Origin of the sequence: uncultured Cytophaga sp., assembly GCF_937863595.1 — a bacterium.
Lineage (GTDB): Bacteria > Bacteroidota > Bacteroidia > Cytophagales > Cytophagaceae > Cytophaga.
Window position 1 is genome coordinate 1 of sequence record NZ_CALMGQ010000082.1, and the last position, 9,864, is coordinate 9,864.

Annotated in this window: 10 protein-coding genes; 4 read left to right on the plus strand and 6 right to left on the minus strand. The window is 34.4% G+C overall.

The features are described 5' to 3' along the window. Together Q0543_RS07405 and Q0543_RS07410 are read right to left on the minus strand one after the other, a co-directional pair. Nucleotides 1-1,004 (minus strand): aminoacetone oxidase family FAD-binding enzyme (locus Q0543_RS07405; RefSeq protein ID WP_299250877.1); only part of this gene is annotated, 1,004 nt, incomplete at its 3' end. After that, the gene (locus Q0543_RS07410) at nt 1,005-2,546 is read right to left on the minus strand and encodes a helicase HerA-like domain-containing protein (RefSeq protein ID WP_299250879.1); all 1,542 of its coding nucleotides are present in this window, start codon (nt 2,544-2,546) and stop codon (nt 1,005-1,007) included. Between the two features lie 153 nt (nt 2,547-2,699). On the opposite strand from Q0543_RS07410, the gene Q0543_RS07415 reads away from it, so the two are divergent. After that, nucleotides 2,700-3,200 (plus strand): hypothetical protein, encoded by a 501-nt coding sequence (locus tag Q0543_RS07415; protein ID WP_299250881.1) that lies wholly within the window; start codon nt 2,700-2,702, stop codon nt 3,198-3,200. A gap of 77 nt (nt 3,201-3,277) precedes the next feature. Here the strand turns inward: Q0543_RS07415 and Q0543_RS07420 are convergent, their stop codons facing one another. Beyond that, nucleotides 3,278-3,664, minus strand: coding sequence for a hypothetical protein (locus tag Q0543_RS07420; protein ID WP_299250883.1), 387 nt, complete (start codon nt 3,662-3,664; stop codon nt 3,278-3,280). A gap of 51 nt (nt 3,665-3,715) precedes the next feature. Further along, the gene (gene leuS / locus Q0543_RS07425; RefSeq protein ID WP_299250885.1) at nt 3,716-6,481 is read right to left on the minus strand and encodes a leucine--tRNA ligase; all 2,766 of its coding nucleotides are present in this window, start codon (nt 6,479-6,481) and stop codon (nt 3,716-3,718) included. A gap of 184 nt (nt 6,482-6,665) precedes the next feature. Here leuS and Q0543_RS07430 point away from each other — a divergent pair, with 184 nt between their 5' ends. Next, nucleotides 6,666-6,827, plus strand: a complete 162-nt coding sequence (locus Q0543_RS07430) for a hypothetical protein (RefSeq protein WP_299250887.1) — start codon at nt 6,666-6,668, stop codon at nt 6,825-6,827. 90 nt (nt 6,828-6,917) lie between these two features. Beyond that, complete coding sequence (locus tag Q0543_RS07435; RefSeq protein WP_299250889.1) at nt 6,918-7,712, plus strand: thymidylate synthase; 795 nt, start codon at nt 6,918-6,920, stop codon at nt 7,710-7,712. A gap of 35 nt (nt 7,713-7,747) precedes the next feature. Here the strand turns inward: Q0543_RS07435 and Q0543_RS07440 are convergent, their stop codons facing one another. Together Q0543_RS07440 and Q0543_RS07445 are read right to left on the minus strand one after the other, a co-directional pair. Next, nucleotides 7,748-8,563, minus strand: coding sequence for an aminotransferase class IV (locus Q0543_RS07440; RefSeq protein WP_299250890.1), 816 nt, complete (start codon nt 8,561-8,563; stop codon nt 7,748-7,750). 12 nt (nt 8,564-8,575) lie between these two features. Then, nucleotides 8,576-9,466 (minus strand): DMT family transporter, encoded by an 891-nt coding sequence (locus tag Q0543_RS07445; RefSeq protein WP_299250892.1) that lies wholly within the window; start codon nt 9,464-9,466, stop codon nt 8,576-8,578. Between the two features lie 64 nt (nt 9,467-9,530). On the opposite strand from Q0543_RS07445, the gene Q0543_RS07450 reads away from it, so the two are divergent. Next, nucleotides 9,531-9,864 (plus strand): NAD(P)-binding domain-containing protein (locus tag Q0543_RS07450; protein WP_299250895.1); only part of this gene is annotated, 334 nt, incomplete at its 3' end.

Consider the following 9,864-nt stretch of genomic DNA (forward strand, 5'->3'; position numbering starts at 1 on the left):
TGTGCCGCTAGTGGATATTTTTTTATAAATGAAAATAATAATTGAAGTTTTTTATTTCCAAGTTCAGCCCAATTTTCAAATTCACGCACTTCTGCTTCGTTGCAAAAGTGCTCCCACAGGCGTTTAGGTAATTCAAAAGGGACGACATTACGCACAAGTTTTTTGCTATTTATTGATCGAATGTTTTTTAAGTCGACTTCAGTAATTTGACTTAAGTGTTCCGCCCAATTAATTTCAATTTCGAACGTGTATTTTTTTTCTTCTAGTGCTCTTGCAGCAAATGCTGAAAGTTTTAATACTGCCGGACCGCTAATGCCCCAATGTGTGATTAGTAATGGACCTGTATAAGAGTACTGTGAATTTTTAATGGAAACTTTTGCATTGTGCGCAACTCCCATTAAATGTTTAAGTGGTGAGCTTGGCGTGTTAAACGTAAATAAAGAGGGGACAGGTTTTACGATGCTTAATGACAAATTGTGCAACCAATCGTATTGCTGTAATTGCGAATGTCCGCCACTTGCAATAATAAGCCGATCAGCTACTAATTCGGATGCATTATTTATTTGAAGATAAAACTTTCCATCTTGTATTTTTATTGACGTAACAGCAGATCTCTTTTTAATTTGAACATGATGTTTTAATGCTTCATCAATTAAACAATCTACAATTGTTTGGGAGTTATCTGATATTGGGAAGATACGGCCGTCATGTTCTGTTTTTAATAATACTTTTCTTTTCTTAAACCAATCAATGGTACTTTGATTATTGAAAATGCTAAAAGCTTTTTCAAGTACATCTTTTCCTCTTGGATAGTTTGCCGCAAATTCAGAAATCGTTTCACAGGCATTCGTAACATTACATCTCCCTCCACCAGAAACCCGTACTTTAGAAAGCAACTTATCTGTTTTTTCCAAGATGATTACTTGCGCGTTTTTATTTGTTGACGCGCATGTAATTGCACTAAAAAATCCAGATGCTCCACCACCAACTACTATAACAATCATTTATCTCCTTCTTTTGCGACTGCTTGTTGTAACGCCTAATACACCCATTATTCCTCTAACGATTTCTTGAACCAGGGTTCTTCCTACTTGCTTTGCAATAGGACTATTAATAGCTTGTTCAAATGTGCTTTTTTCTTCTCTGGTAGATTTTCGTTCTACCTTAGCTGGAGTTACTTCCTCTTCTTTTACAGCATATTTTTCATTCAATATTTCGTACGCACTTTTACGATCAATTTCTTTATTGTATTTTTCACTTAAAGTAGAACTTGAAATAATTTGATCTATCTCATTGTCAGACAAAATATCCATTCTAGATCTTGGTGCACAAAGCAGGGTGTGTGCTAATGGTGCTGGAGTGCCTTTTTCTGTAAGAACAGTAATAGCTGCTTCCCCAATCCCCATAGAAGTTAAAAGTAATTCTGTATTATAATAATCTGTAAGCGGATAATTATCAGCTGTTAGTTTTATTTGTTTTCTGTCCGCTGCTGTAAAGGCTCTTAGCGCATGTTGAATTTTTGTTCCAAGCTGACCTAGAATACCGGCCGGAATATCCATTGGATTTTGGGTACAGAAAAATACACCTACACCTTTAGATCGTATAAGTTTTATAATCGTCTCTATTTGATTGAGTAATGCTGTTGAAGCTTCATTAAAGATTAAATGAGCTTCGTCAATAAAAATAACGAGTTTGGGTTTTTCTAAATCTCCAACTTCTGGAAAGGTGCTATAAATTTCTGAAAGAAGACTCAACATAAAGGTTGAAAATAACTTTGGTCGATCTTGAATATCGGTTACTTTCATAATCGAAACATAGCCTTTTCCATTCGAGTCTTTTCTGAGCAAATCTTCTACCTCAAAAGAATACTCTCCAAAAAATAAATCAGCTCCTTGTTGCTCAAGTTCAATTACTTTTCTAAGTATGGTTGAAGTGGAGGTAGAAGAAATTTTACCGTAGTCTTTTTCAATGCGATCCTTACCTTCATTCGTAATGTATTGTATTAATCTTTTAAAATCTGCTAAGTCCAAAAGAGGCAACCGTTCATCGTCACAAAATTTAAAAATCAAAGAAACGATTCCGCCTTGTGTATCATTTAATTCCAAAATTTTAGAAAATAAAACAGGTCCAAATTCAGAAACCGTGGCTCTTAATCGTATTCCTTTTTCTTTGGATAAACTAAATAACTCTGTTGGGAAAGATTGAGGCTCAAATGGCAACCCAATTTTTGCTTGTCGTTCTTCAATTTTTTCATTACTTACACCAGTAGCTGCAATCCCACTCAAATCTCCTTTGATATCCATCATAAGAGTAGGTATTCCCTTTAAAGAAAGCGATTCTGCAATTGTTTGTAACGTTTTCGTTTTGCCTGTACCTGTTGCTCCTGCAATCATTCCATGACGGTTCAACATTTTTAGCGGAAGCTTTATAGTTGCATTGGCTATTGCTTCATTTTCTAATAGTGCATTACCCAATACAATAAAATCGCCTTTTGTTGAATATTTTGATTGAATTTCTTCCGAAAATGTCTTTTTGATGTCAGTCATGGCTGTAAATAAATTATATTATTGTAAAAATACTAATTTTTTTATATTGAAATGTATTGGTGTATAAATTAAGAATTTATTGTATTTTTTCAAGTTTGTTAATGTGTATATATCAGAATATTAATAATATACTTATTGTTGAATTAAATTATTTTGCAATTCATTGAAAAAAGTAAATCTTTTTTATTTACTTTACGTTATAATCAAAAAATAAGAAAAGTTTTATTTATGGAAATCTTTGTAAGTAAAAAAACCAAAGGAATTAAAAGTCAAATTGCTAACCTTGTAGCGATAGCAAATTTAGACGGAAATTTTTCAGTAGCTGAAAAAAAATTAATTTTCGCATTAGGTGAAAAGAATGGTTTGAGTAACGATAGAATAAAAGAAATTATTCGTAGTGACGAACCAATTAAATTTAAAGCACCTGAAACGGATTCTTTGCGTTTTGACAGAGTATACGAATGTGTACAAATGTTAATCATGGAAGACGATAACGAAGATCAAAAAATTGACTTCTGTATTGAATTAGCAATTAAATTAGGCATACGTATGGCTGTTGCTGGAGTCTTAGTTAGAAAGATTGTTGATGGTTTAAAATCGGGAAAAACGAATATTGTTTTAAAGCAAGAATGCGCTGACTTTCTTGCTTTCTAATAAGAAAGAGGTTTTATATAATAAAAAATCCCGCCTAAAGCGGGATTTTTTATTATATAAAGTTAAAACTCTATGTATTATTTCAATGCAGAGAACATGGTAGTTAATTGAGTTGCTAAGCCTCCCAATTTAGTTTTTTGAGCTTTTTTCAAAACACCATCGCCTAATTTAGAAGTTAAATTCTTTACAATTTCTGTTGTAGCTGTAGATTTTTCAGCAGCAGTTAGTGCAGTATCTGAATTTAATTTTGTTGTAAGAACACCTGCTTCATCTACCAGTTTTTTAACAACAGGCTTTTGTGTAGTACTTAAGCCTAAACTTTGCACTAAGAAATTATATATATCTGTAACTGAAGTTTGTGGTTGCATTAATTCTACAGGATTGCAAATTGATGTTGCACTATTAACCTCTGTTGTAGTTGCGAAAATGGATAATGTCATGAATACTACTGCTATTTTTTTCATAATATATGTATTTAGGTTTGGTTTTTTGATTTAGAACGAACTATAGGTATGTTACATTACAACATTTACTATTTTATTTGGAATTACAATGATTTTTTTCGGAGTTTTTCCCTCTAGCCATTTTTGAACAACTTCATTAGCCAATACCTGTTGCTCTACGTCAGCCGTAGACATGTCAGCAGGTAAGGTTATTTTAGCGCGCATTTTACCGTTTATCGATATTGGATATTCGTGATTACTCTCCACTAAATACTTCTCATTCCATATTGGATACGTCGCATGTACAATAGATTCTGTATGTCCAAGAAGCGACCATAATTCTTCAGAAATATGAGGTGCCAAGGGTGATAATGCAATCGTTAAAGGTTCTAGAATGCTTCGCTTGTTGCATTTTAAAACACCCAATTCATTCACACAGATCATGAACATACTCACAGGTGTATTGAATGAATACCTTTCAATATCTTCTTCTACGCGTTTTAATGTTTTGTGCAATACTTTTAACTCTTCAGCACTTGCTTCCGCACCGCTTACGTTAAAAGTGCTTGTAGCATCGTGGAATAATCTCCAAAAACGATTTAAGAATTTGTATACACCTTCAATACCATTTGTATTCCATGGTTTCGATTGCTCTAAGGGACCTAAAAACATTTCGTACATACGAAGTGTATCAGCACCGTATTTGTTTACAATATCGTCTGGATTAACAACGTTGAATTTTGACTTCGACATTTTTTCAACTTCAGAACCGCACACATAAGTGTTGTCTTCTAAGATGAATTCTGCAGAAGCAAAATCCGGTCTCCATTTCTTAAAAGCTTCGGTATCTAATACATCATTTGTTACAATGCTTACATCAACGTGAATAGGAGTGGTTTCGTATTCCTTTTTCAAACCAGAAGAAACAAATTTATTTGTACCATTTACACGATATGCAAATTTAGAAACACCTTGTATCATGCCTTGGTTGATCAATTTTGCAAACGGCTCTTGATTTGGAGTAATTCCCATATCGAATAAAAACTTGTTCCAAAAACGAGAATATAACAGGTGACCCGTTGCATGTTCTGCACCACCCATGTATAAGTCTACTTGTCCCCAATACTTGATTTTATCCGTAGCAGCTAAAGCCGTTTCGTTTTGTGGGTCCATGTAGCGCATAAAATACCAACTAGAGCCAGCCCAACCAGGCATCGTACTTAACTCATATCCTTTATCTGCATATTCTTTATTGCGTGCCAAAGGAGGTTCGCCTGTTTCTGTAGGCTTGTATTCATCAATGGCTGGAAGTACTAATGGGAGTTCTGATTCTTTTAGTACATATGGAATGTCGTTTTTATAAAATACTGGAATTGGTTCTCCCCAATAACGCTGACGACCAAAAATAGAATCGCGCATTTTGAAATTGATTTTAGAAGAACCTATTTTCTTTTCTTCAATAAATTCAATTGCTTTCGGAATGGCTTGTTTAACAGTAAGTCCATTTAAGAAACCTGAGTTGGTCATCGTGCCCGCCTTAGGATCGAAATCTTCTTTCGTAATATCTGTATGTGTACCTTCTTGTACAGCTATAATTGGAAGATTATAAAAATTAGCAAATTTATAATCACGTTCATCAGAAGATGGAACAGCCATTACAACACCTGTACCGTAGCCCGCTAGTACATAATCGGCAATCCATACAGGTATCTTTTCATTGTTGAATGGATTTATAACATATGAACCTGTAAAGCAGCCTGAGACAGTTTTTACGTCGCTCATACGATCTCTTTCAGAACGGTTTTTAGCTTTCGTTACATATTCATCAACTGCAGCTTTTTGTTCGGGAGATGTTAATGCCGCAATCCATTCGTGCTCTGGAGCAATAGATACGTAGGTTACGCCAAATGTTGTATCAACACGTGTTGTGAAAACAGTCAAGGTTATGTTTTTGTCAACAACCTTAAAGGAAAGCATCGCACCGATGGATTTTCCAATCCAATTGCGTTGCATGTCCTTCATTGCTTCTGGCCAATCAAGTGTATCTAAACCATTCAGCAAGCGATCTGCATACGCAGTAATTCGCATACTCCATTGTTTCATTTTCTTGCGTTCAACCGGGTAGCCACCACGCTCAGACAAACCTTCTTTTACCTCTTCATTAGCTAGTACAGTACCTAAGCCTGGGCACCAGTTTACCATTGTTTCAGATAAATAGGTTAATCGGTATTTTAATAGCGTATCACTTTGTTCTTTTTCGGAATATTTCTTCCAGTCTGCTGCAGTGAATTCAATTGTATCTTCATCGCATGCAGCTTGTATGCCTGCATTACCAGATATTTCAAAGTGGTTGATAAGTTTAGAAATAGATTCTGCTTTATCAGATGCTTTATTATACCAATGATTAAATAATTGAATAAAAATCCATTGTGTCCATTTGTAATATGCAGGATCACTTGTGCGAATTTCTCGATCCCAATCAAATGAAAATCCAATTTTATTTAATTGTTCTATGTAACGTGTAATATTTTCTTCCGTCGTAATTGCAGGGTGTTGGCCCGTTTGGACGGCATATTGTTCTGCAGGTAGACCAAAGGAGTCAAAACCCATTGGATGCAATACATTAAATCCTTTGATGCGTTTGTAGCGCGCCATGATATCAGAAGCAATGTAACCAAGTGGATGTCCAACATGTAAACCACTCCCAGATGGGTAGGGGAACATATCTAAAACGTAATATTTGGGTTTGGTAGAGTTTTCTTGAGCTTTAAATGTTTTTTCAGTATTCCACTTTGTTTGCCACTTATTTTCAACTTCTCCAAAATGATAATCAGCCATAGGTAATAATGTGTTAAGAAAACAAAATTACGTTTTTTTATCGTTATTTCGACCTTAATTTACGGGACTTAGTCCTACCAAAACACGAATTCATCTAAATAATTGGGGTTTGACGAACTAAAAACGTAAGTTGGTCGTTATAAAACTATAATTAAAACAAGTAATCCTTTAATTAATCAATCATATGAAAAAAATCGTTTTTGGTATCGTATTCGTAGCAATGGCTGCTGGTACACTTTCTGCAGCTGTTAATGATGGTGGAAAAGGTAAAAAGAAAAAATCTTGCTGCCAATCAGGTACAGGTTCAGGTTGTAATAAGCCTGCACCAGCTACACCAGCACAATAATTTATTATTGTTTATAAAAATAAAAAGACCTGTAGGGAAACCTGCAGGTCTTTTTTGTTATTTTTAAGGTGTATATATAGAAAATCGCTCATGAAACAATATCACGACTTAATGCAACACATCTTGGATAAGGGTGTTAAAAAAGAAGATCGTACAGGTACAGGCACAATTAGTGTGTTTGGTTATCAAATGCGGTTTGATTTGGCAGAGGGATTTCCATTATTGACAACGAAGAAATTACACATGCGTTCGATTACTCATGAGTTATTGTGGTTTTTAAAGGGAGATACAAACATAAAATATCTAAAAGATAATAATGTATCTATTTGGGATGAATGGGCTGATGAAAAAGGAAACCTTGGACCTGTATATGGTTATCAATGGCGTTCTTGGCCTACCCCAGACGGTTTACATATTGATCAAATCATGAATGTAGTGAACATGATTAAAAATAATCCAGACTCAAGACGTTTGATTGTTAGTGCATGGAATGTGGGTGAAATTGACAAAATGAAATTACCACCCTGTCATGCGTTCTTTCAATTTTATGTAGCGGATGGTAAATTGTCGTGTCAACTCTATCAACGCAGTGCAGATGTATTTTTAGGTGTGCCGTTTAACATTGCTTCCTATGCATTATTAACGATGATGGTTGCACAAGTATGTGGCTTAGGCTTAGGTGACTTTGTACATACCTTAGGTGATGCACATTTGTATTCTAATCACATTGAACAAGCCAATCTGCAATTGAACCGTGATTTTAGAGCATTACCTACGATGAAAATTAACGCAGATGTGAAATCTATATTTGACTTTACCTTTGAAGACTTTACCTTGGAAGGATACGATCCACATCCACACATAAAAGCCGCTGTAGCTATATAATAAAAAAGAGTCTGGTAATTTATCAGACTCTTTTTTTATAGGTTTTTTTTCAATCTATCAAACAATTCATTCTCTATATTGAATTTTACTTTTTCGATTTGTTCAAAAGGAGTGAGGCCTGCAATGTTGCCCGCAAATACTATATCCGATTTTTCTAAGGCTGTAATATTATAAAATCCGGGTTTGAATTCAATATTGTTAATGTTGCAATAATTCTGAATTTGTTTGCGCATAATTCCTTCGATACAGCCTGTTTCAACACTAGGTGTATAGATGGTATTATTTTTAATCCAAAAAATATTTGCTTGAAGGGATTCGCTCACATTACCATCGATGTCGGTGATAATAATATCGTCGGCATTTCTATGTTTCATCTCCAAACCTGCTAGTACATACCTCCCAGAACTTAGTAATTTAAACATCGAAGCTTTGTGGTAGTGATTGCGCACATCGTCTGAAAAAACCACATATTTTTTACTCATTTTAGTAGGCTGTATGTGTTCTTTTACAAGGATTGTTAGAATTCCTTCATTTGAATCCGGTGCATACAACCCACCCCAATTACGATGTACAAGTATTTTTATGCGAACGTTAGATTCGTAGTGATTTTTTTGAATTAGATCATGAATAATATCTCTTAATCTGTCTGCATTCTCGCAAATGGGATGTGTTAGATCCATACATGCCATTGCTTTTTGTAAACGAGTAACATGATCTGAAAAATATTGAATCGCATTATTTTTACATATCATGGTTTCAAAAATGCCATCACCATATTGAAATGCCCTGTTATCGATTGTAAAAATCGACTCTGTATCAGTTCTAAATTCGTTATTAGAATATATAATCATGTTTGTAGTATCTTATTTTTTGCTTACGATAAATACGCCTGTTAGTATAAATGCAGTGCCAATTCCTTGTCGTATTGTAAAAGGTTCGTTTAGTAAATAATTCGCTAAAGCAATCGTAAATACAGGACCTAAGGTAGCAATAATAGAAGACTTTTCTGTACCCAGTATATTTATAGCTTGAGCAAGTGTAAGAGACGGGATGACTGTTGCAATCATCGCCATAGCAAATCCAATCCATAATATAGGAGCAGAAACCGTTGATAGGTCAGGTATTCCATTTGCGATTCCTTGGTGTATAATCACAACAATAGATGAGACGATCATAACATACGATGTATATCTTTGCGCACCTATTTTAGGGATGAGTTTCCCACTACCAACTATATAAAAGGCATAGGTCAACGCACAGCCAAATACCAGTAAACTTCCAATGATCAAATTTCTTGAAGTTGATTCTGTGTTGCCTAAATAAATAAAGAAAATACCAATGTATGTAAGTCCTAATGCTATATAGTCTTTACGTTGTAATTTGCTATTAAATAGTAAGGTATTAAGAACTACAATCATTGTTGGGTAAACAAACAGAATCAATCGTTCTAATGAAGCAGATATGTATTTAAGGCCTATGAAATCTAATAAACTAGATAGATAATACCCAATGAAACCAAGCAATACAACCCATATCCATTCTTTTTTTGTGATAGGAGTGGGTGCATTTTTTGAATAGATGTACGCAAGAATAATGTAAATAGGTAAAGAAAAGAATAAGCGTAAGAATAAAATAAAAACTGTATCCGCATGATACATGTATGCGTACTTCACCATGATTGCTTTGGTAGAGAAGCAAGCAGCACTACAAATGCCCAAAAAAACTCCTAAATATTGTTTTTGTATGGCTGTCATTTAAAGGTTTAACTTTTATGATGTATATTTACATAATATTTTAACAAACATAATACGAATACTGATGCATAAAAAGGTAGAAGCAACAAAAATTGCAGTAATAGGTGGGGGGAGTTGGGCAACCGCACTTGTTAAAATACTTTCAGAGAAAAATGTTCGTGTAAATTGGTGGTTGAGAAATAAACAAGATGTTGAATATATTGAAGCGCATGGGAAAAATAGATCCTATTTAATTAATGCTACAATAAATACGGATAAAGTAAAGCCAACTACAGATGTTGTGAAAGCACTTAAAGGTGCTTCGGTAGTTATTTTTGTAGTGCCTGCAGCATTTATTGGTGATGTATTATTAAATATTTCCGAAGCAGATTTAAAAGACAAGATCATTGTGTCTGCCA

What these genes read in the sequence shown, in the direction of transcription:
- Q0543_RS07420 (WP_299250883.1), bottom strand. Translation starts at nt 3,664, where the DNA reads ATGAAAAAAATAGCAGTAGTATTCATGACATTATCCATTTTCGCAACT.
- Q0543_RS07430 (WP_299250887.1), top strand. Translation starts at nt 6,666, where the DNA reads ATGAAAAAAATCGTTTTTGGTATCGTATTCGTAGCAATGGCTGCTGGT.
- Q0543_RS07435 (WP_299250889.1), top strand. Translation starts at nt 6,918, where the DNA reads ATGAAACAATATCACGACTTAATGCAACACATCTTGGATAAGGGTGTT.
- Q0543_RS07445 (WP_299250892.1), bottom strand. Translation starts at nt 9,466, where the DNA reads ATGACAGCCATACAAAAACAATATTTAGGAGTTTTTTTGGGCATTTGT.
- Q0543_RS07410 (WP_299250879.1), bottom strand. Translation starts at nt 2,546, where the DNA reads ATGACTGACATCAAAAAGACATTTTCGGAAGAAATTCAATCAAAATAT.
- Q0543_RS07440 (WP_299250890.1), bottom strand. Translation starts at nt 8,563, where the DNA reads ATGATTATATATTCTAATAACGAATTTAGAACTGATACAGAGTCGATT.
- leuS (WP_299250885.1), bottom strand. Translation starts at nt 6,481, where the DNA reads ATGGCTGATTATCATTTTGGAGAAGTTGAAAATAAGTGGCAAACAAAG.